General features: G+C 39.7%; 20 protein-coding genes and 2 tRNA genes. 12 read left to right on the forward strand and 10 right to left on the reverse strand.

All coding sequences use genetic code 11. The features are described from left to right. Nucleotides 1-231: 231 nt before the first annotated feature. Nucleotides 232-924, forward strand: a complete 693-nt coding sequence (locus PUND_RS08175) for a M48 family metallopeptidase (protein ID WP_010388510.1) — start codon at nt 232-234, stop codon at nt 922-924. 31 nt (nt 925-955) lie between these two features. Here PUND_RS08175 and PUND_RS08180 read toward each other — a convergent pair. Further along, nucleotides 956-1,040 (reverse strand) — tRNA-Tyr (locus PUND_RS08180). A 49-nt stretch (nt 1,041-1,089) separates the two neighbouring features. Further along, a tRNA-Tyr gene (locus tag PUND_RS08185) sits at nt 1,090-1,174 on the reverse strand. 112 nt (nt 1,175-1,286) lie between these two features. Between PUND_RS08185 and PUND_RS08190 the strand changes: the two genes are divergently transcribed. Then, nucleotides 1,287-1,814, forward strand: a complete 528-nt coding sequence (locus PUND_RS08190; RefSeq protein WP_010388511.1) for a VC2046/SO_2500 family protein — start codon at nt 1,287-1,289, stop codon at nt 1,812-1,814. 191 nt (nt 1,815-2,005) lie between these two features. Further along, on the forward strand, nt 2,006-2,308 hold the full coding sequence (locus tag PUND_RS08195; RefSeq protein ID WP_010388513.1) for a DUF6172 family protein: 303 nt from the start codon (nt 2,006-2,008) through the stop codon (nt 2,306-2,308). Nucleotides 2,309-2,375: 67 nt separating this feature from the next. Here the strand turns inward: PUND_RS08195 and PUND_RS08200 are convergent, their stop codons facing one another. The 3 genes from PUND_RS08200 to PUND_RS08210 form a co-directional block, all read right to left on the reverse strand. Then, entirely contained in the window at nt 2,376-2,852 is a 477-nt protein-coding gene (locus PUND_RS08200) for a YchJ family protein (RefSeq protein WP_010388514.1), read from the reverse strand. A gap of 39 nt (nt 2,853-2,891) precedes the next feature. Then, complete coding sequence (locus tag PUND_RS08205; RefSeq protein ID WP_010388516.1) at nt 2,892-3,326, reverse strand: SulA-like leucine-rich domain-containing protein; 435 nt, start codon at nt 3,324-3,326, stop codon at nt 2,892-2,894. A gap of 324 nt (nt 3,327-3,650) precedes the next feature. Further along, the gene (locus PUND_RS08210) at nt 3,651-4,112 is read right to left on the reverse strand and encodes a tetratricopeptide repeat protein (RefSeq protein ID WP_010388519.1); all 462 of its coding nucleotides are present in this window, start codon (nt 4,110-4,112) and stop codon (nt 3,651-3,653) included. 118 nt (nt 4,113-4,230) lie between these two features. Between PUND_RS08210 and PUND_RS08215 the strand changes: the two genes are divergently transcribed. Continuing rightward, complete coding sequence (locus tag PUND_RS08215) at nt 4,231-5,523, forward strand: NCS2 family permease (RefSeq protein WP_010388521.1); 1,293 nt, start codon at nt 4,231-4,233, stop codon at nt 5,521-5,523. A gap of 112 nt (nt 5,524-5,635) precedes the next feature. Here the strand turns inward: PUND_RS08215 and PUND_RS08220 are convergent, their stop codons facing one another. Continuing rightward, on the reverse strand, nt 5,636-6,391 hold the full coding sequence (locus PUND_RS08220) for a hypothetical protein (protein ID WP_010388524.1): 756 nt from the start codon (nt 6,389-6,391) through the stop codon (nt 5,636-5,638). A 297-nt stretch (nt 6,392-6,688) separates the two neighbouring features. On the opposite strand from PUND_RS08220, the gene cysB reads away from it, so the two are divergent. Continuing rightward, the gene (gene cysB, locus PUND_RS08225) at nt 6,689-7,666 is read left to right on the forward strand and encodes an HTH-type transcriptional regulator CysB (RefSeq protein ID WP_010388526.1); all 978 of its coding nucleotides are present in this window, start codon (nt 6,689-6,691) and stop codon (nt 7,664-7,666) included. A 68-nt stretch (nt 7,667-7,734) separates the two neighbouring features. On the opposite strand, the gene PUND_RS08230 is transcribed toward cysB, so the two are convergent. The 3 genes from PUND_RS08230 to pabB form a co-directional block, all read right to left on the reverse strand. After that, nucleotides 7,735-9,111, reverse strand: a complete 1,377-nt coding sequence (locus tag PUND_RS08230; RefSeq protein WP_010388528.1) for an L-serine ammonia-lyase — start codon at nt 9,109-9,111, stop codon at nt 7,735-7,737. 101 nt (nt 9,112-9,212) lie between these two features. Further along, the gene (locus PUND_RS08235; RefSeq protein ID WP_010388530.1) at nt 9,213-9,788 is read right to left on the reverse strand and encodes an NUDIX hydrolase; all 576 of its coding nucleotides are present in this window, start codon (nt 9,786-9,788) and stop codon (nt 9,213-9,215) included. Continuing rightward, a complete protein-coding gene (gene pabB / locus PUND_RS08240) occupies nt 9,781-11,139 on the reverse strand; it encodes an aminodeoxychorismate synthase component I (RefSeq protein WP_010388532.1) in 1,359 nt (452 codons plus the stop codon). The genes PUND_RS08235 and pabB overlap by 8 nt, the downstream gene beginning before the upstream one ends. A 166-nt stretch (nt 11,140-11,305) precedes the next feature. On the opposite strand from pabB, the gene PUND_RS08245 reads away from it, so the two are divergent. The 7 genes from PUND_RS08245 (at nt 11,306) to PUND_RS08275 (ending at nt 23,778) form a co-directional block, all read left to right on the forward strand. After that, nucleotides 11,306-12,832: a fumarate hydratase gene (locus tag PUND_RS08245; protein WP_010388533.1), complete on the forward strand. Its 1,527-nt coding sequence runs from the start codon at nt 11,306-11,308 to the stop codon at nt 12,830-12,832. A gap of 432 nt (nt 12,833-13,264) precedes the next feature. Next, nucleotides 13,265-14,305: a Leu/Phe/Val dehydrogenase gene (locus PUND_RS08250; protein WP_010388535.1), complete on the forward strand. Its 1,041-nt coding sequence runs from the start codon at nt 13,265-13,267 to the stop codon at nt 14,303-14,305. 151 nt (nt 14,306-14,456) lie between these two features. Further along, the gene (locus tag PUND_RS08255; protein ID WP_010388537.1) at nt 14,457-15,119 is read left to right on the forward strand and encodes a CatA-like O-acetyltransferase; all 663 of its coding nucleotides are present in this window, start codon (nt 14,457-14,459) and stop codon (nt 15,117-15,119) included. 110 nt (nt 15,120-15,229) lie between these two features. Further along, a complete protein-coding gene (locus PUND_RS08260) occupies nt 15,230-18,118 on the forward strand; it encodes a ligand-binding sensor domain-containing diguanylate cyclase (RefSeq protein ID WP_010388538.1) in 2,889 nt (962 codons plus the stop codon). A gap of 210 nt (nt 18,119-18,328) precedes the next feature. After that, nucleotides 18,329-19,537: a M23 family metallopeptidase gene (locus PUND_RS08265; protein ID WP_010388539.1), complete on the forward strand. Its 1,209-nt coding sequence runs from the start codon at nt 18,329-18,331 to the stop codon at nt 19,535-19,537. 143 nt (nt 19,538-19,680) lie between these two features. Continuing rightward, complete coding sequence (locus tag PUND_RS08270; RefSeq protein WP_010388541.1) at nt 19,681-20,505, forward strand: M90 family metallopeptidase; 825 nt, start codon at nt 19,681-19,683, stop codon at nt 20,503-20,505. 99 nt (nt 20,506-20,604) lie between these two features. Next, nucleotides 20,605-23,778 (forward strand): amidohydrolase family protein, encoded by a 3,174-nt coding sequence (locus PUND_RS08275; RefSeq protein WP_041708799.1) that lies wholly within the window; start codon nt 20,605-20,607, stop codon nt 23,776-23,778. A gap of 63 nt (nt 23,779-23,841) precedes the next feature. Here the strand turns inward: PUND_RS08275 and PUND_RS08280 are convergent, their stop codons facing one another. Beyond that, a complete protein-coding gene (locus PUND_RS08280; protein WP_010388545.1) occupies nt 23,842-24,417 on the reverse strand; it encodes a TetR/AcrR family transcriptional regulator in 576 nt (191 codons plus the stop codon). Between the last annotated feature and the right edge of the window lie 92 nt (nt 24,418-24,509).

The raw sequence follows: 24,509 nt of genomic DNA on the forward strand, positions 1-24,509 counted from the left end.
TAATAACTCTTAAACCCAGTCTAATATAAACGCAACAATAATCACAAGGTATTGAGCTCTAAGTTACAACAGCAACGTAAGTGTTTTAAGCTCTAAACTTACTATTCATTGAGAATTACTACATGCATTGGTATTAAAATGGCATTTAGTAGGGATTATTTATAGATCAGCCGTTATGGTACAAGGTAAAATAAAGCCCAGTGTTTAATTATAAATAGGCAGCATTTATTGTTGGATTACACTTTAAAGCGAAGTAAACGAAGAAAAACAGTAGCGATTAAAGTCGCACAACGAGAACTTACGGTGTATGCGCCCCATTTTGTAACGAAAACACAAATTAATGAATGGCTGTTGAGTAAACAGGGCTGGATTGATGCTCAGTTACATAAGCAACAAATTCAAGCCGATACAAGGCAGTTTCCACTCAAAACCCATAGCATTAAATTATTTAATGAAGCTGTAAATGTGCAATTTGAAAATGCAGCACGCACTCAATGGCAGCAGCACAATGAAAGCCAAACGCTGTTACTGAGTATTTCTTCACGTGTGAAGCATCGAACGCAAATGTATCAAGGTTTGCTAGAGCAGTTTTTGCATGAGAAGTTAGAAAGTTATATTGAAATGCGAGTTAACGACTATTGTCAGCTGATGGGTGAAAAGCTACCGAGTAATATTCGTATTCAATTGTATAAGCGTCGCTGGGGCAGTTGTAACCGCAGGCGTGAACTGACCTTCAACTTGCACTTGGCAAGCGCACCTACATGGATAATTGACTACGTGATTGTGCATGAGTTAGCGCATTTAAAGTATTTAAATCACAGTGCACAATTTTGGCATCGTGTAGGATTATTTTATTCAGAACACAAAAAAGCAAGTGCTTGGTTAAATAAGCATGGCATGAGTTTACAATGGGTTTTTGAATAATTAGGACATAAAACGAGGTAGTAAAGAGAAGTGGTGGAGGGAGCTGGATTCGAACCAGCGAAGGCTGAGCCGTCAGATTTACAGTCTGATCCCTTTGGCCGCTCGGGAACCCCTCCACACTAATTTTTATTGCATTTGGCCCCACTTAACTTAGCCTAAGAAAAGTGGTGGAGGGAGCTGGATTCGAACCAGCGAAGGCTGAGCCGTCAGATTTACAGTCTGATCCCTTTGGCCGCTCGGGAACCCCTCCAATGCAACGCGGCAGATAATAGCAAACTTCTTATTTAAGTAAAGAAAAAAGCTAAAGAAAATTCAAATTTAGCCGATAAATACTTATTAATTAGTTAAATAGGCTAAAGTCTATGCAGATTGGTGATTTGTTAATCACGGAGAGCCAGTTAAAAACGAGGCTTAATGAAAGTGTGCACGATAACCGCCGAGGCGAGTTTGCACTTTTATTAGCAATGCTCTCTCATGACGCGCTTGATTTTAGTGAGTTTCACTTACCTAAAAGTGATGCAAGTGGTTACCAAGCTGATGAAGAGACCTTGCGAAAGCAATTTGGTGCGGGCCCAAAGCAGCCATTAGCGCCAGATACCTTTAATATGTTAATTGGCAAAAATAACACGGAACTTTTAGCAAAAATGGGAAGCGCTATAGGGATGAGTGATATAAAGTTAACTCAGTGCTTAAAGCCTGAACCGTTAAATATTCGAGATGATAAAAATCATATTCCGCTTAACGTGATTGATAATTGTGAACTGGCGGTACGTCGGCGAATTAAAAACAGTGATATGCCGCTCTCAAATATGCAAATGGATGCCGCAGCATTTTATGATGATTTACAAAATGAAGCCCTCCACCAGCCATTACATTTGTTTAGTGCCTAATTAAATGCTGTTTTTTAAGCGCCATTAGATTGTAATAAACTGTGTTTATATTAGTGGTTTTGTAGGTGCTTTATTTTAATAACCGATTTAATATAAAAAAAGCATCCAAAATTTAAATGCAATTGCTATAATGGCGCAAATGGTATGACATTAAATGCCATTATCATTAAACCAAGGTAATTAGGAACGTAATGAAGAAAACATTCACGCTGAATCATGAGAAAATCAAATACCCTCGTATGGTTGATGCTGCAAAGCATGAAGTGAAAAAATATTTGAAAAGAGAACGTAATAAAACTTTACCTGTTGATGCCGACTACTGGGCATTTGATTGTAAGTTTGGTAACACGGCTGAAGAGGCCCAAGTGGTTCACGTTGCTGAAATTAACAATCACATCAGTGAAATTGAAAAGCAAGGTTTAACCTCTTTCTACTTAGAGATTTTAGCAAGACCTGCACAGCGTCAAGACTTCGATGAAGATGATGACGAATAAAACGCTAAGTTGCGTTTAGTGTAGTTTTTGAAAATGGGCCAAGTGGCCCATTTTTTGTGGTTGTTACTTATACACTATGACACTTTTTATACTTTTTATTACTGCCGCAAGGACAAGTATCATTGCGTTTCACTTTGATATCAGCAACCGGTGTGATCTCACCATCAAGGTATCGCCACTGTTCATCTTCTTTAATAAACTTTGAATGCTCAGCCAGCTCACAATACAAGTCTTGATAAAAGTAATGGGCTTTAAACTTTACAAACCCTGTTTCATCATTATAACCAGAATCTAATACGGTTAAGTTTATAAAGCGGCAACTAGTTGCAAAGTCCTTAATTTCTGATAGTGAGTTTTCAGCTTGCTTTTCTTTTGCGTAACTTTCACGAACAAAAGCCGCGTTTTTAACCGCATATGCACTGTAGCGAGCACGCATAAGTTGCTCAGGTGTTTGTGGCTGTTTGGTTTTTAAATGAAAAGGTTCACAGCAATCAGCATAAAGTTGCTGACTGCCACAAAAACATAGTAGGGCGTTAGAGGTCATAATAAATGTACTGTGTATTAAAACGCTAGTTTACCAAGCTTATTGCGTTAGTGAAATCTCAGCTTGAGCGCTTTTTTTGCTAAAGCAATACAGCTTAGTGCGTGTATGGCTCAGGTTTAATGATAACTGTGATAGTTGCTGATTATTTATTATGTCGGTCCAGGTGATCACCGCTGCAAAATTTCCATTGTGAAGTGCAGAACTTAAAACATACTCTATATTAACTAAATGTTTTTGGCGTATAACTAATAATTTACTGGTATCAATTGAACATGAATCAAGTAACGCTTTACTAGGTACATGGTCTGGCGCAATTAAAAGTGTCCATGCATTTAAGCTATTGTATTGGTGTAATACTTTTAATAATTCAAAGGTCGCTGAAATCTCATCTTCAATTTGTACAACGTTAACACAATCAGATTGGTCATCTTGTTGGTAGCTCTTAACTGTTCTTACGGTAATAGGCTGTAACATAATCGTCTCACTCACTGGGTTTTTATACAGTACATGTATACAGTAGTTTATACAGTTGTTTGGTGCAAGTGTTTTTTGCTATTTTTTTGTACAGTTATTCAGCTGAGCACGATAATGAAACTATTTAAAAATAAATAGTTCATATATAACAATAGATTATAATTTTTGGGGATGAATACTTTTGACGGTAGCTTTTGAATCTATAACTAAATAAATCTTGAAATGCATGAGGTATACAGTAGTTTAAAAAATTAAGCGTTGTTGCATTTAACTTATAAAACGCTTAATTAATTTACAGATAGAATGAGTTACTAGGTAGTAAAACTATTTTTCGTGACTTATAGGGATCAAATGTGAAAATTGTAACTGATGAATTTGTTCATATAAGCTGGCGGCATAACACTGGGCGTCTTTAAGTCGTTTGGTACTAATGTGTTTGCGTATATCGCTCATTGCCTCTATTGCTGGCTCATATCCTTGGCTACTAGCTAAGCTGAGCCACGCAGCCCCATGAAATACACTTTGTGGCACACCTTGGCCTTTAATGAAAAATAGCCCTAAGTAAAACTGTGCACGATAGTTTCCTGCCATTGCTGCTAAACGCATCCATTTTGCGGCTAAGGCGCCTTGTTCATTTTTAAGGTAATAAAGAGCTTTATTTAATGTGTCTTGATCGGTGTTTTTAGAGCTCGCAGGGGGATTTGCATCGCTTGGTTGCGTTACAAAAGAAAGAATGTTGTCTAATTGTTGCTCTAAGTCTTGGCCACTTGGTGTCGTTTTGATCATGCTACTTCGTTTGTTATTTTAATCACTTAGCTAGTTTAGTATATAGCAAGGTAAAATGTCCTGTAAAAAGTTATTTTTATGCTAAAATCTCGCCACTTTTTACAACCACAAGTTTATTATGCTCGAAGCCTTATTCAAAATCCGTGCAAATGATTCTTCGGTTCGCCGTGAATGTATTGCCGGTATGACTACATTTATTACGATGGTTTATATCGTATTCGTTAACCCAGCTATGCTTGCAGAAGCAGGCATGGACCAAGGTGCTGCCTTTGTTGCAACCTGTATTGCCGCTGCAATAGGGTGTTTTATTATGGGGTTGTGGGCCAATTATCCATTGGCATTGGCACCGGGTATGGGATTAAATGCATTTTTTACCTATGGCGTGGTGCTAGGTATGGGCTATAGCTGGCAAGCAGCGCTGGGCGCGGTGTTTATGTCAGGGTGTATATTTTTAATATTAAGCTTATTTAAGGTGCGAGAGTGGATTATTAATGCAATCCCCCTGGTGCTCAAACAAGCAATAGCAACCGGTATTGGTGCATTCTTGGCACTTATTGCGCTGAAAAGTGCTGGTATTATTGTATCAAGCCCAGCAACACTTGTGCAGCTAGGCGATATAACGTCACCGGGTCCGCTATTAGCTATTTTTAGTTTTTTTATTATTGCGGCATTACTTTATCGTGACTTTAAAAGCGGCGTGCTTATTAGTATTTTACTCGTTACCGCGATAGCAGTGTCGATGGGATTAGTTGAATATCATGGTGTTGTTGCAATGCCACCTTCAATAATGCCGACTTTTATGCAACTTGATTTTAGTGCTGCTTTTGAACTGTCTATGTTGAGTGTTATTTTTGCGTTTCTATTTGTTGATTTATTTGATACCTCAGGCACGTTGGTAGCGGTTACTCAAAAAGCGGGTCTAGCAGATAAAAACGGCAATATGCCGCGCTTAGGTCGCGCATTAAGCGCTGATAGCACTGCAACCATTGCCGGTGCAATGCTGGGAACTTCAACAACAACTTCTTATATAGAATCTGTAGCGGGAGTATCAGTGGGGGGCCGAACGGGCTTAACGGCTGTAGTTGTAGGTTGCTGCTTTTTATTAATGATGTTTTTTGCACCTTTGGCACAAATGGTACCAGCATACGCAACAGCAGGGGCAATCTTATATGTATCCGTTCTAATGCTACAAAACTTAAAGTTTGTAAACTGGGATGATATGACTGATGCAATTCCAGTGAGTGTTGTATTGTTAATGACTCCATTGACCTTTTCAATTGCACACGGTATTGCACTGGGTTTTATTTCTTATACAGCGGTTAAAGTACTGTGTGGTAAAAGAGATCAGGTAAGTATTAGTGTTTGGATTTTAACGGCACTGTTTATTATTAAGTTTGCATTTTTATCTTAATGCTTTTGTTAAATAGCTAGATTTAGTTTGGGTATGTAAATTTATATAGTGACTAAATTTCAGTTATAAAAAAGCCCATACAGTTGTATGGGCTTTTTTATTAGGTAATGGATTACCATTTCTTTTTCGGTGCAAACAGTACGTCTAAATCATCTTGCTCTTGTTCGTTCTTTTTCTTCAATGATGTAGCGTTTGATGCCTTTAATTCAGTGCTTATTGTTTCTAGATAGCCTTCAACTTCAACTCGTTTTGCAGTAATGTAATCATCATTAAATGACACACTGTTAAGTGTGGCAGCTGCTTTTTCAAAGTACTGCCTAGCAGAGCCTACCATACCGGCTGTTTGAGCTGCTAGACCACGTTTTATCTGGCTTTCAATGTTGATTCTTAGTTGTAGCTTCTCAAGGCGTTTGTCTTCTGCAATAAACGCTTGGCTGTCAACTTTCCCTTTGTTGTGCTCAGAACGGATAATAGTACGGAGCTTTTTTATACCCTGTATTAGTGATATCAGTTGCTTGTCATTACCTGGTAAAACAAAACCATCCGAGCCGTCTTGAATCGGATTTTGTAGTCGCTCTTTTGCTTCTTTTAAGCGGTTTTTTAGTCCGCTACCACCGCTTGAAATAGACACCATATTACTTAGCGCATCATGAATACGACGTTGTAATATTCGCTGAGTTGCTTCTGAAAGTGGGATATTAGCGCTATTCATTAACGCCTCTTCAGTTTCTTCAATGATAGCTTTTTGTTTTGTTAGCTCTTTACGTCGTTCAGCTTCTTGTTTTTCTTTGTGTTGTTGAACAGCACTAACCCACAGTGCAATGACGATAAGCGCAACAATTAATACAATTATAATGGAAACGATCATGTTATAATTCTCAAATTCTTAACCTTATTATCTAATCTTACATTAAATATATAAAAGGTGGGAAACTTTGCGCCGATTAACTAAAAAAAACACCATGCATAAAGCGTTTAAATCTTAATGTGTTATGTTTTGTTTGCTGATAATCATTGCTATCTCAACTTTATTTATTGTGTTAACCTGAAATTTCAATAAATTAATTGTTACATTGTGTAACCTTAATCAGCCTTTTATATAGTTACCTATTAATTAGGGTGCGCTTTTATCTGTCAATGTGAATTATAACGAAACTACATAGCCATGAAATTACAACAACTTAGATATATCGTAGAAGTTCAAAATCATAAATTAAATGTTTCAGCTACCGCTGAGAGTTTATTTACCTCCCAGCCTGGTATTTCTAAGCAAGTACGTATGTTAGAAGATGAACTAGGTGTACAAATTTTTGGCCGTAGTGGTAAACATTTAACTCACGTTACAGGTGCTGGCGAAGAAATCATTAACATATCGCGAGAAATACTCTCAAAAGTTGAGGGTATTAAAGCGGTTGCTAATGAACATACGCTGCCCGATCAAGGTAAACTTAATATTGCGACTACGCACACCCAAGCACGTTATGCGTTACCAAGCGTAATCCAAGGCTTTACCCAAAAATACCCAGCAGTGTCACTGCATATGCACCAAGGTACGCCGCAGCAAATATCGGATGCAGCTGCGCGCGGCGATGCAGATTTTGCGATTGCTACTGAAGCACTGCACTTATATTCAGATTTAGTTATGTTGCCTTGTTATCACTGGAATCGCAGTATTGTGGTTGCTAAAGATCATCCCCTTGCGAAAAAAGTCGATAATTTAACGGTGGCAGATATAGCGCAGTATCCTTTGATCACTTATGTATTTGGTTTTACTGGTCGCTCAGAGCTTGATAAAGCATTTAACGCCTATGGGCTTGAGCCACATATTGTATTTACCGCCACCGATGCCGATGTTATTAAAACGTATGTGCGCCTGGGATTAGGTGTCGGTGTGGTTGCATCTATGGCAATTGATCAGGTAAACGACAACGACTTAGTGTGCATTGATGCTAGCCATTTATTTGAAGCAAGCACCACTAAGATTGGTTTTAGAAAAGGTAGCTTTTTACGTACCTACATGTATGACTTTATCGAGCGTTTTGCACCGCATTTAACCAAAGAGCGAGTAGAGCGAGCAAGTTTGCTGCGTAATCAAGACGATGTTGATAAATTATTTGCTGATATCGAATTGCCAGTTAAATAACCGCCATAAACAGTAATGAAAAAGCCGCTTAGTTTTGCAACTAAGCGGCTTTTTTTTATGCTATCTAATTAGCACTCGATAATGTTAACAGCTAATCCACCGCGAGCGGTTTCTTTGTATTTTGTTTTCATATCGTTACCGGTATCGAGCATGGTTTTAATTACTTTATCAAGCGATACTTTTTGTTCTCCACTACCGCGAATAGCAAGACGAGAAGCATTAATTGCTTTAATAGCGCCCATTGCATTACGCTCAATACAAGGTACCTGCACTAAGCCGCCCACTGGATCGCAGGTTAATCCTAAGTTATGTTCCATGCCAATTTCAGCGGCATTTTCTACGTGTACCACGTTACCACCAACAATTTCAGTTAGCGCACCAGCAGCCATTGAACAGGCAACACCAACTTCACCTTGGCAACCCACTTCAGCACCTGAGATAGAGGCATTTTTTTTGTATAAAATACCAATAGCGGCCGCGGTTAATAAATACCGAGTAGCAATGTCGCGATCAACTTCTTTGATAAAAGTATGATAGTACATTAATACGGCTGGTAGGATACCAGCTGCACCATTTGTTGGTGCAGTAACCACACGACCGCCTGCTGCATTTTCTTCATTCACTGCTAATGCGAATAAATCAACCCAATCCATAGCACGAAGTGGATCGTTACTCACTTCTACATTGAGCTTTAAATATAAGCTTGGTGCACGGCGTTTTACTTTCAAACCACCAGGTAAAATACCTTCGGTGCGCATACCACGTTCAATACAGGCTTTCATTACTTGCCAAATATTAAATAATTCATCTTTTATGGCTTCTTCACTGCGTAAGGTTTTTTCGTTTTTCATCATTAACGTTGATACGCTGTAACCCGACTCTTTACACATTTCGAGTAATTCTTTAGCCGTTCCAAACGGGAACGGGGCAGGGTTTTCTTCGCGAATATCTAAGGCCGCTTGTTTTTCTTTTTCAAACTCTTCATCTGTAACAATAAACCCGCCACCAATAGAGTAGTAAACTTTGCTATATACTTTTTCGTCATTGTTATAGGCAATAATTTCCATTGCGTTGGAATGTTTAGGGAGTGTTTTTCTGCGATGAAAAACAATAGCGCCTTGTTTAGGGAATTTAGCTTTATGAGTTTGGTTTAGATAAATAACCTGCTCATTTTCTATTTTTGCTAAAATATCGTCCACTAAATCGGCATCAATGGTTTCAGGATCATAACCGGCTAGGCCAAGGATCACTGCTTTTCCCGAACCATGACCAACACCTGTTTGCCCCAGTGAGCCGTAAAGCTCTACTTTTACATCGGTTACATTTGCTAATAGTTGTTGCTCATCTAGGTCATTAACAAATAAGCGTGATGCACGCATTGGGCCGACGGTATGTGACGATGAAGGGCCAATACCAATGCTAAACATGTCAAATGCACTGATCATAATGTGTGTCTCTACTTAGTTTTCTCAGCATTAAGCTGTTCTTTGAACGGTCGACTATAATAACGTGGAAATGCAGGTGTGTAACCCTTATTAGCAAAGATTTAAACTGGTATGGCGAGTTGTTTTGTAAAGTTTTTAATAATGCTGGCTGTGGCACCCCACAAAAGCCCGTGAGGAGTGATAAAGCCATTTAAAGTTAGGGCTCTTCCATTACGTTCAAAGGGGATTGGTTGCCAATTAGCTTCGTTGTTCAGCGCTTTTATAGAGAGTAAAAAGCTGGCTTGTACTTCGTTATGATCGTTCTCCCATACCGTTTCTTTTTTAATTAAGCCCACAAAAGGACGTATAGTAAATCCAGTAAGGGTAGAGTATTGGGGCAGCTGGCCTAAAACTTGAACATTATGCGGGGGAATGTTTAGCTCCTCATGTAATTCACGCAGTGCCGTGGTGCGCAGGTTAACATCATTAATTTCAAATTTACCACCCGGTAAACAAATCTCCCCAGGGTGGTGATGTAAATAGGTTGGCCGCTTACACAATAAAACATGTGCTTCGTTATCTATATCAATCAAAGGTAGCATCACTGCACTGGCGCGCTTTTTTTTATTATCTTTGAGCTGATCTACGGCTAAACTGCGGTTTAATTGAAAACGAGCCGAAATGGTTTCACTATTCAAAGCGACCTTCATTTAATATAGGGAGTATTTTATTTACTTTATCGTATGTTTCTTGATATTCCAATTCGACTTTTGAATCAGCAACAATGCCACCGCCAGCCCAACAATGTATTTGCTGATGATGAGTAACTAAAGTTCGAATGGTAATACTGGTATCCATATTACCGCAGGCGCTAATATAGCCAATAGAGCCACAATAAATACTGCGTCTGTGTGGCTCCAGCTCTTCTATTATTTCCATTGCGCGCACTTTTGGTGCCCCGGTAATAGACCCTCCAGGGAATGCAGCTTCAAGTTGATCGACTGCTGTTTTTCCTTCATCAAGGATGGATGTAACTGTACTTACCAAATGGTGTACTGCCGGAAAGCTTTCAATAGCAAATAAAGAAGGTACAACAACAGAGCCCGGTTTTGCGACTTTACCTAAATCATTTCGTAGCAGGTCTACTATCATGACATTTTCAGCGCGGTCTTTACTGGAGTTTGCCAGTAATGTGGCTTGTTTGGCATCTTCTAAAGCATCGGCTTTACGTGGTAGCGTACCTTTAATAGGTTTTGTTTCTACCTTGTTGTCGTGCACTGCAATAAAACGCTCGGGTGATATTGATAAAATAGCGCCTTGCGGATGATTTATAAAACTAGAAAAAGGCGCTTTATTGGCTTGCGTTAATTTAACATAGGCCGCCCAAGGAGACCCTTGGTAATGTGCGCTAAAACGCTGCGCTAGGTTAATTTGATAACAATCACCACTTTTTAAGTATTCTTCAATGGCGGCAAATTTTTCGCTATAACTTGTCTGACTCATATTTGACTGCCACTGTGATGTAAGCGAAAAGCTTTCATGTTTAGGTGGTTGCATCAAATATTGCTGATACAGCGAGAGACGATTTACATTGGGCTGTGAAACATAAAACCAAGTATCCAGTTGTTTATCGTAAATGAGTGCATCAAGGTAAAGTCCAACGGCCATTTGCGGTAAATCAATATCGTTTAAAGCACTGCTTGGCAGTTGCTCTATGGTACGCCCTAAGTCATAACCAAAATAACCAAGCCAGCCACCATTAAAGGGTAAATTGTTAGCGGCTTTTGTTGTATCAAGCTTTGCTAATTCATCGTTCATTATTTCAAAGCAGCTTTTAGCACTCGCTTGGTTATTAAAAACAGTTTGATTATTTTTAACTTCCAGGGTGCTTTGAGGTTCAATCGCAATCATGTCAAAACGACTGTTAATGTGATCGCTATCACCCGAATCTAGCAAAATAGCGTAGGGTAAATGAGCAAAATGCGAAAATACCTCTATACAATTTTGTGATATGGCTAATTCAACACAATTTTTTTTATTGTTTAGCATTTACTACCCCTTTAAGAACTGGCTCGAAACGGGCTGGGAGGGTATCATAAGTCAAATTTTTTTGGCAGCGTTTAGTGAGCGCTGTGGTTGAAAACAGTTCGAACCACCGTCACGGGTTTGATATCGCTTACGTGCAGCGTGCGTAACAACAACTTAAGGAACCACTATGAGTACAATTCGTCAGCAAGACTTTATTGATAGCATTGAAGATGCTTTGCAATATATCTCGTTTTACCACCCTCTTGATTTTGTTCAAGCGCTAGAAAAAGCGTATAACAAAGAGCAAAGCAAAGCCGCTAAAGATGCGATTGCACAAATCTTAATTAACTCGCGTATGTCGGCAGAAGGTAAGCGTCCGCTGTGCCAGGATACTGGGATCATCACCTGTTTCGTAAAAGTAGGTATGGATGTTAATTGGGATAAAACCGACTTAACAGTACAACAAATGGTTGATGAGGGGACGCGTCGTGCGTACTTAAATCCAGATAACCCATTGCGTGCATCGATTGTTGCCGACCCTGCGGGAACACGTAAAAATACTAAAGATAATACGCCATCAGTGGTACACATTGACTTAGTTGCAGGCGATAAAGTTGAAGTGATGGTGGCTGCTAAGGGTGGTGGCTCAGAGAACAAAAGTAAAATGGTGATGTTAAACCCATCTGACGATGTGGCCGAGTGGGTAGAAAAAACGTTACCAACAATGGGGGCGGGTTGGTGTCCACCAGGTATGCTAGGCATAGGTATTGGTGGCACTGCAGAAAAAGCAGCGGTAATGGCGAAAGAATCATTAATGGATCCGGTTGATATTCATGAACTCATTGAGCGCGGCGCAGAAACAACAGAAGAAAAGCTGCGTTTAGAAATTTTTGAACGTGCGAATAAATTAGGTATTGGTGCGCAAGGTCTTGGCGGTTTAACCACGGTTGTTGATATTAAAATTAAAACGGCGCCAACTCACGCGGCTTCAAAGCCAGTGGTTATGATCCCAAATTGTGCTGCTACGCGCCACGTTCACTTTACGCTTGATGGTTCAGGCCCTGCGAATTTAAAAGCACCTAAATTAGAAGACTGGCCAGAAGTGACTTTCGAAGTCGGTGAGGGCACACGCCGTGTTAATTTAGATACCCTGACTAAAGAAGACACTAAAGAATGGAAAATGGGTGAAACCGTTTTACTCTCAGGTACTATTTTAACGGGTCGAGATGCTGCTCATAAGCGTCTGCAAGATATGATCAACTCAGGGGAAGGTTTACCTGAAGGTGTTGATTTTGATAACAAGTTTATTTATTACGTTGGTCCTGTGGATGCAGTAGGCGATGAAGCAGTAGGTCCTGCTGGCCCGACAACGGCTACTCGTATGGACAAATTTACTGACATGATGTTAGAAAAAACAGGCATCGTGGGAATGATTGGCAAAGCTGAACGTGGCCCAGCAACGGTTGAGTCTATTAAAAAGCATCAGTCAGTGTATTTAATGGCTGTAGGCGGTGCGGCTTATCTAGTATCTAAAGCAATTAAAAAAGCACGTGTTGTTGCCTTTGAAGATTTAGGTATGGAAGCTATCTACGAATTTGAAGTAGAAGATATGCCAGTAACGGTTGCCGTTGACAGCGAAGGTGAAAATGCTCACACCCAAGGTCCTGCAATTTGGAAAGCAAAAATTGAAGAACTAGATAGTAAAATGAAGTAAGTTTTCTGCATAAACAGCAATTATAAAAGCGAGCACCCCGTGCTCGTTTTTTTTATTTTTAAAATTTGCAGATACTTAAACACCTCAGACCAGTTTGTGCTACACAGGCAGTTTTTGTATAACCCATTGTATTTTATGATGTAGTGTTCTTTTTCAAGATGTACTATTAAGTTTACATATAAATTCAAAGTGACGTTCACGTAAGCGTAAACTTTAATCGCGATGACGTTTTTAGCTTTTATACTTAACAATATAATTATTATTAAATTTTTTATGCTTATTTATCGCGATAAATCGTTTTATTTTTCTATTGAGTGCGGTTTATTTGGTTTATCTACTCATAGTGTGGCGAACCATTAACTGAAGTGATAAAGTCTCGTCAATTTGTAGCGTGCTTGCCCAAAAGGGCCCATTATTTTCGGAGTATTTAAAGTGGTTGTATTTAATCAAGTTGAATTTGATAACCATGAACAAGTGGTTTTTTGTTCAGACAAAGCGTCTGGTTTAAAAGCCATTATTGCGGTGCATAACACAAACTTAGGTCCAGCTGTAGGCGGTTGTAGAATGTGGGATTATGCCAACGATGAGGATGCAGTTTACGACGTATTGCGCTTATCAAAAGGGATGACCTATAAAAATGCTGTGGCACGCTTGCCATTTGGTGGTGGTAAGTCAGTTATTATTGGCAATGCAAAAGAGATCAAGTCTGAACAGTTGTTTCGTGCATTTGGTCGTCAATTAGAGCGTTTAAATGGCAGCTACTACTCAGCAGAAGACGTAAATATCACGTGTGATGATGTGGCGTTAATGAACAAAGAAACAAATTACGTGCTAGGCCTTGAAGGCAAAAGTGGTAACCCATCGCCATTTACAGCTTACGGCACGTTTTTAGGTATGAAAGCAGCGCTTCATCATCAGCGCGGCATTCAAGATTTCTCAGGTATTAAAGTGGCTGTGCAAGGTTTAGGTGCGGTGGCTTATGGATTATGTAAGCACTTGGCTGAAGCTGGTGCAGAATTATTTGTTACCGATATTAACCAAGCAGCGGTAGAGCGTGTAGTCAACGATTTTGGTGCAACAGCGGTTGGTATTGATGAAATATACGACTTAGATGTTGATGTGTATGCGCCTTGTGCGTTAGGTGCCACTATTAATGACACAACGATCCCTCGTTTAAAAGCAACTATAATAGCAGGATGTGCAAATAATCAGCTTGCAGAATCACGCCATGGTGAAATTATACGTGAAAAAGGTATTTTATACGCACCAGATTATGTAATAAATGCAGGCGGTATTATTAACGTGTATTACGAAACAGCGCCTGAAGGTTACAGTAAAGAGGCGTCTAATAAACACGTAGAGAAAATTTTCGATACATTAAGCGAAATCTTTACCCGTAGTGAAAAAGAACAAAAATCAACGCATTTAATTGCTGATGAGCTTGCTCAAGAAATTATTGAAAACGGACTTTAAGTTTTTTATTTAGTTCAACTAAGGAGCGAATATCGCTCCTTTTTTTATGCCTATATAAGACTTTGGTATAACTACACCCAAAGCATCATTTTAGTTAATGCGAATATAGGCAAAGCGAGGTAAAATTTTACTTTTGCTCTGTGTATAATTTATGTCCTCTGCCGATTTATCTCTTCGGGCTATTGATTTTGATCAGTGGCCGCGCAAACAACATTTTGAATTGTTTCAAAACTTCACTCAGCCTTATTTTAATGTGTGTGTAAGACTCAATGCTAAAAAGCTATATACCGTGTGTAAGCAAACTAATCGTGCTTTTTTTCATGGTTATGTTTATTGCTTATTAAAAGCATGTCATGAGTATGAGCCGATGATGCTGCGTATTGTTAATCAAAAACCTTATTATTTAAACACCATGCGCGCGAGTGTTGTTGAGCTTGCCGATGATGACTCGTTTCGCTTTAGTTATTTTAAACAGCAAAACTCGTTAAATGAGTTTGCTAATAAAGCAAAAGCGATTAGTCATGAAGCAAGGTTAAACCCGCTGTTTTCTGATGCCTTTGCAGCAACTGAAGGACAAGCTGATTTAATTCACGTTTCTGTTTTACCTTGGTTAAACTTTAGCAGCTTTTCGCATGCGTTTACCCAGGGCCAAAGCTGTGGCATCCCTAAATTTGTGTTTGGTCAATACAACCCCGATACAGGCGAAATGCCACTATCAATTGATGTCCATCATGCGTTATTAGATGGACTACATGTGGCTAAGTTCATCCAACGATTGCAACATACATTTGATAGTTTGAGTGATAATACTTAATGAAAAAGTTGTAAATCTTATGTTATTATTTGTTGGTGATGTTTTCTAATTAAATTTTCACCTTGAATTTACTCAAATATAAAAACTAATAATTATAAAGGCAGTGTCTGATGAATCGCTTGGTGATTTTATGTTTCTTGTTGGTGATTTTTACTGTTAATGCTCAGCAACAGACTCGGCTGCCGTTGCGCGATTATTTTTTTGAAACGTGGAATACCCGTTCGGGCCTTCCTCACAATAGCATTAATAGCCTTGCACAAACACAAGATGGCTATTTATGGGTAGGTACTTGGGAAGGGCTTGCCCGCTTTAACGGTCAAGAATTTAAACTATTTACCCGCTCAGAAATTACCGATTTGCCTGACTCAGGCGTACGTGCGCTTACCCCCACATCCGATGGCGGCTTACTCATAGCCGGAGCGCGCGGCGGTATTAGTTTATATCAGCACCGACAATGGGACACTCAACCTAATGCCCAAGCAATGGTTAATCACGTATTTAAGAGTAAAAACGAGGATTTGTGGTTGGCACTTGAAAATGATGGTGTGTTTTATCGACCTGCCAAAAGCACTCAAGATATCCCAATAATACAAAACGTCAGTGCTTATAGAATAATTGAAGATAAGCAGGGCACTATATGGGCTGCAACCAGTGATGGGCTGTATAAAATAGTTAACTACACGGCTACATTGATGACTCCACATCATGGTTTGCCAGATGCACCTGTATATACTCTATTGATTACCCGTGAAGGACGCCTTGTTATTGGTAGTGAAAGAGGTGCGCGAGTATTAAATGGCAATGTGTTCGAGTCACCCCATCCACAGCTTAGTGCTGAGTCGATTTCTAGTTTATTAGAAGATAACCATGGTGATTTATGGTTTGGCACTATTAATAAAGGGGTATTTAGGCTTAGTGTTGATGGCATAGAACAATTAGATGCTAAAAATGGCTTACCTGCAAACCGCATATTGTCGTTATTGCAAGACAGAGAAAACAGTATTTGGGTAGGTACCAACGCGGGTGTATTTAGATTAAGAGAAGCCCCGTTTTCATCGTGGGGAAAAAAGCGAGGCTTATCTAGCGACTACGTACGAACGGTACTTTCACATTCTGATGGCAGTTTATGGATAGGCGGGAGTACAGGCTTAGATCGGCTGCAAAATAATAAAATTACCCAAATTAAAGGGACTAAACAAGGCTCTCCTTATTCAGTATTGAGCTTACTTGAACAAAGCCAAGGTGATATTTGGGTCGGTACTTATACTTCAGGTGTGTTAAAGGTGGTGAATAACGAGCTTGTACCTTACTTAAATCGTGATAATGGCCTTGGTAGTAATGAAGTACGCTCGTTACTTTTTGATTCAAAAAATCGTTTATGGATAGGTTCAGCCATGGGGTTAACGCGAGTTAATACCGACGGCAGCTTAGACCAATTTACTAATGAGAAAGAGTTACCGAGTGGCTTTATTCTAGCTTTGAGTGAAGATAAGAGGGCAAATATTTGGATAGGCACTGGCAATGGCGTAGTAGTTTACAATACCCAAACGGATAAATTTAAACCAATTCAGTTCCCTAAAGCGTTTTCGGCTAAATATGCGTTTGGCTTTTATATTGACGATAAATATACCTGGATGGCGACCGATAGAGGTTTATTGCGTTATCAACATTCAAATGGCCATATGACTATTTTAGGGAGGGAGTTAGGATTACCGGTTGATAAGCTTTTTCAAATTGTTCCCTTTAAAGATTCACTTTGGCTATCAAGTAACCGTGGCATTATTGAAGTTAATTATAAGCAGGTTAATCAGCTACTAGACTCAGCTACAAAAGGTAGTCAGACGCTAGCTTTTCAATTATACGATGAGGGCGATGGCATGCTCAGTGCGCAAGCCAATGGAGGGTCAACGCCTTCGGCTACAGCGCATTCAGATGGTACTATTTGGTTTGCCACCGCAAAAGGGGTGAGTACGGTTAAACCCGCGCGATTAAAAGAAGCCACCGAGATACCGTTACCAACTATTGTAGAAAGTTTTTCTGTAGATGGTAAACCCATGTTATTGCCTGTTGATGGTGACACACTTGTTTTGCCACCTGGAGTTACACGGCTGTCGTTCCATTATGCGGGCTTAAGTTTTATCATGCCGCAGCGATTAAACTTTCAAACAAAAATGAAAGGCTTTAACGATGAATGGGTTGATCGTTTTCATATTGCAACAGCTGAATATACTAATTTACCCGCGGGGAAATATTCATTTGCAGTGCGTTCTGCCTATCCTAATACCGATTGGCAGCAAAATGACAAAGTGATTCATTTTGAAATTCAATCGCATTTTTGGCAAAAAACCAGCTTTAAGCTAGTGGTGTTTTTTATTTTTGTGGTTGTCATATATAGTGCATATCGGTATCGCTTGTATCGCTATAAGCAGGTAGAAAAAGAGCTAACTAGCCGAGTGGTGAAGCAAACCCAAGCACTGCAAGAGCAAGCAAGTGCCTTTGCTTATCAAGCTACCCATGATCAGCTCACCGACTTACCGAATCGCCGGGCATTTGATGGTTGGCTGGCCGACAACTTTACAGATTTTAAAGCGCGTAATACTCCGCTTGCGATTGCCATTATGGATATTGACCACTTTAAACGCATTAATGATGGTTGGTCTCATTTGATTGGCGATCAGGTTATATGTGAAGTCGCCAATATTCTTAAAGCGCATTGTGAAGGCGAGCAAGAAGTGGCTCGTTGGGGCGGTGAAGAATTTACATTTGTATTTCCTGACATGCATACTGTGCAAGCACAGCAATTATGTGAACAATTACGCAAAGAAGTTGAAAATAAAGACTTTTCGTCTATTGCCCAAGGGCTTAGCGTAACCGTGAGCTTTGGTGTTTCTGACTCAGATAATGTCGATGATTACGATCGGTTATTATCTCGTGCTGATCAAGCTTTATACAAGGCAAAAAACAATGGCCGAAATAGGGTTGAGTGCATAGCTTCCTAAAAAGAGCTGCTTTAATGCGTTAAATCGTTTTTTCCGACAGCTTTTATCATATAGAGAATTTCAACTTCTTTATTATTTGTGTAGGTTAAGTTAATTCATTAAGTAATTATATGTAAGCATAAGTAATATTAATTAACTTTATTTTAATTTGGGTGCTATACCTTGTGTACCCATTAGGGGTTTTTTTGCTTTTTACTTAAGGAATATAAGATGAAAAACAAGATAATTAATATTACATTCGCAAGTCTTCTAGGGGCCTCACCCGTGGTATTAGCAGAAGGCGATAAGCATGATGACTTTTTGTTTACTAAACAGGCTTTAGCATCACTCAAGCTTAACTCTTTACTGACTATTGATGATACGCAATTTGTGTTTAATGACTCATTATTAAACGAAGATTGGGATAACTTTTTTTCTTTGCATGCGTCAGCAATTGAAGATAAAAAAGAGCTCATTTTACACTGGGCAGGTTATACCAGTATTAATCCAAAAGTAATTTTAGCGCTGATAGAGCAACAAAGTGGCTTACTTTCAAACCCAAATGCTGATATTGAGAACCCTTTAGCTGGTATAACAGACAAGCGTGGTTTTGATGCGCAAGTAAAAGACGTAGTGATGAAATTAAGTCAACGCTTTTATGCATATAAGCAGTGGCAAGAGTCACAAGATAAGTTAAAAAAACGAAATCAGGCAACCCAAACTACGAGTAGCACAGCTGCAACTGCGGCTCTAGTAAGTCTGTTTGCAGATAGCGATAGACTGGCATCAAACTCTAAAAATAATCAACAGACTTTGACTGAGTTTTTAGCTACGTTTGACCGTGTATTTCCTAGTAACACTAGTCAATTGCAACGTTCATTGAATAGTGTAGATCAAAATAATGAAAAACAACTTTTAGCCGCTAGTTTTGAAATGAACTTACCGTGGCCGTCTGGCTATTGGTACAGTGGTGGCGCTCACTCAAATACAGGTTCTGGCTACCCATACTCATCACTTGATTTTAACAATGGCTCTGGTGGCTGGGGCGCTAATACTCCTTTTGTTCAAGCTGCGCATGGCGGAACGGTAACTCGCTTTTCTTCCTGCAATATTCGAGTAACACACGCCAGTGGCTATTCAACCAACTACTACCACATGTCAAACCTTCAATATAGCAGTGGTGATTATGTTCAACCTGGTGCATGGTTAGGTCGCTATGCAAATAATTATAATCAAGCATTGTGTGAGGGCGGCCAATCATCAGGTCCTCATGTTCATTTTACTTTATTGTATAATGGACAACAGGTTTCTCTGCATAATAAATATATAAGTGAGCATCGGATTGATGTTGGCTCAAGTAATTATGACACCAACTGTAATCGTTTCTATTTTGAACGATATGGCTATCGTACATGTGCATGGCAGCCTTTGTATCGCTAGCATGATATAAATAAACAAACAGTTCACTTGTTAAAGAAAAGGCCACGCTCTAACAGATGTGTGGCTTTTTATTTAGTGTTAAATAATTGAATTCTAGTTTTATGGACCAATTAATACTGTATAGATAATTATAGGGCTATTAAATGGTAAACGGATTATTGATTTTCTTACTTTTTGCGTTTGTCGTTATTTTTTGGCGTTGGCCTGATATTCAAAATACTCTGTGGCGCCGTAAATACAGTCATTTATCATTAAGCCCACAACAGCATGCGCTGTTGCTGCGGGCTATGCCAATTTATAACAAAATGACTGATGCAGATCGAGCCAAGTTGGCTCGTCATATTGTGTGGTTTTTAAATGAAAAGCGCTTTGTTGGTTGTGATGGGTTGCAACTAACTGAAGCAATGAAACTCATTATTGCCGCCGATGCTTGCTTGCTGGTACTAAATAAACCTTGGCCTTTGTATAAAAACGTGAAGGAAATTTTACTCTATCCCAGCGCCTATTATGCGCCTCAATCAAGTCGCGATAACGCAGGGCTTGTTAGTTTTCATAATACCGTAAGGCAAGGTGAATCATGGCCAGGAGGCACACTGGTGCTGAGCTGGCATGATGTGCTTGAGGGTAACCGCTTACCCAGTGACGGGCATAATTTAGTGTTTCATGAGTTTGCGCATCAACTTGATCAAGAGACCGGTAAAACCACCGGCACGCCATTACTTACATCACAGACTCACTATCAACAATGGGGCAAGGTATTTAGCCGAGCGTTTTCGCAGTTAAAAACACACGTTGCTTATAACATGCCGCATGTTATTCATAGCTACGGAGCCACAAATGAGGCAGAATTTTTTGCGGTGATCACCGAAACGTTCTTAGAAAAACCCGCAGATTTACGCCGCGATGACCCTGAAATTTACCGTTTGCTGGTAGATTTTTATCAATTTGATCCTATTGTTTGGCATTAATTTTATGCACTTCATCCTATTACGCTGGTAACTTGCTAGCGTTTTTGTTGCAATCATGTAATAGAGCAACACACAGCAACAATAATAAGTGAGATAAGCATGAAGAAAATGCTGCAAACAGCGTTTGCGTTATCAGTTTCATTGGCATTGGGTCAAGTACACGCAGAGCAAACAGATGAAAAAAAATGGCAAGTTGATTCACCAAAAGGGCAATTTGTAGATGCTTCTATTAGTGTAGAGCAAGGCACATGGATGAATGTAGATATAAGCCCTGATGGAGAAACCTTAGTATTTGACTTACTGGGCGATATTTACACTATGCCAATGAGTGGTGGTAAAGCCACTCAAATAACCTCAGATATCGCATGGCAAATGCAGCCGCGTTTTAGCCCAGATGGTAAACATATCGCATTTACCTCAGATCAGGGGGGCGGTGATAATATTTGGGTTATGGACGTTAATGGCGAGAATCAAACTGCAGTAACGGACGAAACGTTTCGTTTACTTAATAGCCCGGCATGGAGCCCTGATGGCGATTATTTAGTTGCACGTAAGCACTTTACCGCCAGTCGTTCTTTGGGCGCGGGTGAAGTTTGGCTTTATCACAAAGCGGGTGGTAAAGGGGTACAACTGACTAAACGTGAAAACGATCAAAAAGATTTAGGTGAGCCGATGTTTTCACCTGATGGCCGTTATGTTTATTTTTCTCATGATGCCACCCCAGGTAAAACCTTTCATTACTCAAAAGATTCGGTTGCGGGTATTTATAAAATTAAGCGCTATGATCGTGAAACCGGTGAAATAGAAACGATTATTAGTGGTATGGGTGGGGCAATCAGACCAACTCCGTCACCTGATGGTAAAAAACTTGCCTATGTAAAGCGTGATGACTTTCAAACTAGCTTGTACTTATACGATTTAACCAGCGGTGAGCATACCAAGCTATATGACAAGCTAGAGCGCGATATGCAAGAAACATGGGCTATTCATGGGGTATACCCAACAATTGCGTGGACACCAGATAATGAAGAGTTAGTATTTTGGGCTGGTGGCACCATTCATAAACTCAATGTCGATGATAAATCTGTCAGCGATATTGCATTCAAAATAGACACCACGAAAAAAATTCAAAAAGCGGTGCGCTTTACTCAAAATATCGATACTGAAGAATTTGATGTAAAAATGCTGCGAAATGTACAAATTAGCCCAGATGGTGAAACGGCATTGTTTGAAGCACTGGGTCATATTTATAAACGCGATTTAGACTCAGGAAAAATCAAACGTTTAACCAAGCAAACCGATCATTATGAGTTATTTCCACAGTACTCGCGTGATGGTAAAAAAATTGTCTACACCACGTGGGACGATAACGAACAAGGCACAGTGCGCGTTGTCTCTGCACGAAGTGGTCGCGGCGATACGATTACCGATGAACCGGGTAAATATGTAGAGCCTACCTTTAGCCCTGATGGCAAAACTGTAGTTTATCGTAAAGCCAGTGGTGGCAGTATTTTAAATCCTAAATGGTCACTGCACCCTGGGGTTTACAGTGTCAGTGCTAAAGGCGGTAAGAGTGAACTAATTTCTAAAAGTGGTTATCAACCGCAGTTTGGTAGTGCCAATGACCGTGTTTATATTATGAGCCCATGGCCTAAACCAACGTTAAGTGTGGTTGAGCTTGAAAGTAAAAAAGTGCGCAAACTCTATGAATCAGAGCATGCCACTGAATTTAGGGTATCGCCTGATGGTGAGTACTTAGCATTTGCAGAGCGCTTTAAAGTGTTTGTAACACCGTTTGTTGAGCGTGGTAAGACCATTAATATTGGGCCTAAAGACAGCCAATTTCCAATTGAGCAATTATCTGTTCGTGCTGGTGAAAATATTAGCTGGAGTGCCAACAGCAATAAACTCTATTGGACACTTGGCCCTGAGCTATACCATGCCAGTTTAGATGGAATGTTTGCTATTAATAAAGCCGATGACCAAGGGGTTAAAGTCAAAAGCGGGACTAACATTGGTTTTAGCAAAAAAATGGCTGAACCAGAAGGCATGACTGCCTTAACTGGCGCAAAAATTATTACCATGGACGGCGAAAAAGTCATTGAAAATGGCGTTATTGTTACCGATGGTAAACATATTAAAGCTATTGGCTCTGCTGCAGATATTAGCGTTCCAAAAGGTGCTAAGATTGTTGATGTAACAGGCAAAACAATTATGCCTGGTATGGTTGATGCGCATGCGCATGGCTCACAAGCAAGCAATGAAATTATCCCACAACAAAACTGGAAAAACTTTGCAGGCCTTGCGCTAGGTGTTACCACCATCCACGATCCATCAAACGACACCACTGAAATATTCACTGCCAGTGAAATGCAAAAAGCCGGTATGATTGTCGGCCCGCGTATTTTCTCCACTGGTACTATTTTATATGGAGCGAATATGCCTGGTTATACTTCGCATATTGATTCATTAGATGATGCTAAATTTCATTTAGAGCGTTTGAAAAAAGTAGGGGCGTTTAGTGTTAAATCTTATAACCAACCTCGCAGAGAGCAGCGTCAGCAAGTGATTGAGGCTGGTCGTGAACTTGAAATGATGGTCGTGCCAGAAGGGGGCTCATTATTACAACATAACTTGAGTATGGTGGTTGATGGGCATACAGGGATTGAGCATTCCATTCCGGTTGAACATATTTATGATGATATTAAGCAGTTGTGGTCACAAAGTGATGTAGGTTATACGCCTACATTGGTGGTTGCCTATGGCGGTATTTGGGGTGAAAACTACTGGTACGATAAAACTGATGTGTGGAATCATCCTCGATTGAGCAAATTTGTGCCAAAAAATCAATTACTACCACGTTCAATGCGTCGTGTTAAAGCGCCCGATCATCACTATAACCACTTTAACAATGCACGTGTGGCAGCTGAACTACAAGATTTAGGTGTACTGGTTAATTTAGGTGCACATGGTCAGCGTGAAGGTTTAGGTGCGCACTGGGAAATGTGGATGTTTACTCAAGGTGGTATGACGCCGCTTGAGGCTATTCGAGCATCAACTCTCGATCCTGCTAAATACCTAGGCTTAGATAAAAATGTAGGCTCATTAGAAGTCGGTAAACTGGCAGATTTAATGGTTATAGATGGCGACCCACTGAAAAACATCCGCGATTCAGACAAAATTGATTACACCATGATCAACGGCCGCTTGTTCGACGCAGCAACGATGAACGAAGTTGGTAAAAAACAACGTGCCCCATTATTTTTTGAATAAGGTAGGCGTTTTTTAGTTAATAAGCGGCTATTTAGCCGCTTTTTTTATATTGTATTTATCTATTTAACCAACTGCTACTATCGCTTTTAAAATATTATCACTAGGTGCAGCTACTGATACATCATGCATCACTCTCGCTCTAGTTATAAATCCTTCTTTTAAAATGAGTAAATGGTGTGCGGCTTCAATTGCTTTTTCTCTATTATGAGCAAATTCAGGGGTTTCTAAAAGAGCTGATAGTATAATCTCAAAGTTCGTTTGCTTATGCTGTTTGCAAAGTTTGGCAATAGGGTCATTCTCTATAGGGTATTCAGCTGCAGTATTAATAAAAAAACAGCCATTAAAGTTACTTAACTCTGAAACCTCATTATTAATCCACTTTTTCAGTCCGAAAAAAATTGCTTGCGCGACTAATATAGCACTTGGTTGCAGACATATTTTTTTTAGCCAAGCGTTAAAACACATGTCACGTGTGACTAAACAGGCACAAATAAGCGCATCCTTGCTTTCAAAGTGCTTGTATAAGGTTTTTTTTGCAATGCCGGATACAGCTAAAATTTCATTAATACCAACAGCGTGTATACCCTTTTTATAAAAAAGGCTTAGTGCCGTACTGATTATTTGTTGTTGTTTATCCATGATATTCCAAATTTGAGCAGTAAAAACACAGCTTGACATAGGTAGACCGACTTGTCTATATTGTAGGTGTAGACAAGTCGGTCTACTTTTAA

The sequence above is a fragment of the Pseudoalteromonas undina genome (assembly GCF_000238275.3).
Classification (GTDB): domain Bacteria; phylum Pseudomonadota; class Gammaproteobacteria; order Enterobacterales; family Alteromonadaceae; genus Pseudoalteromonas; species Pseudoalteromonas undina.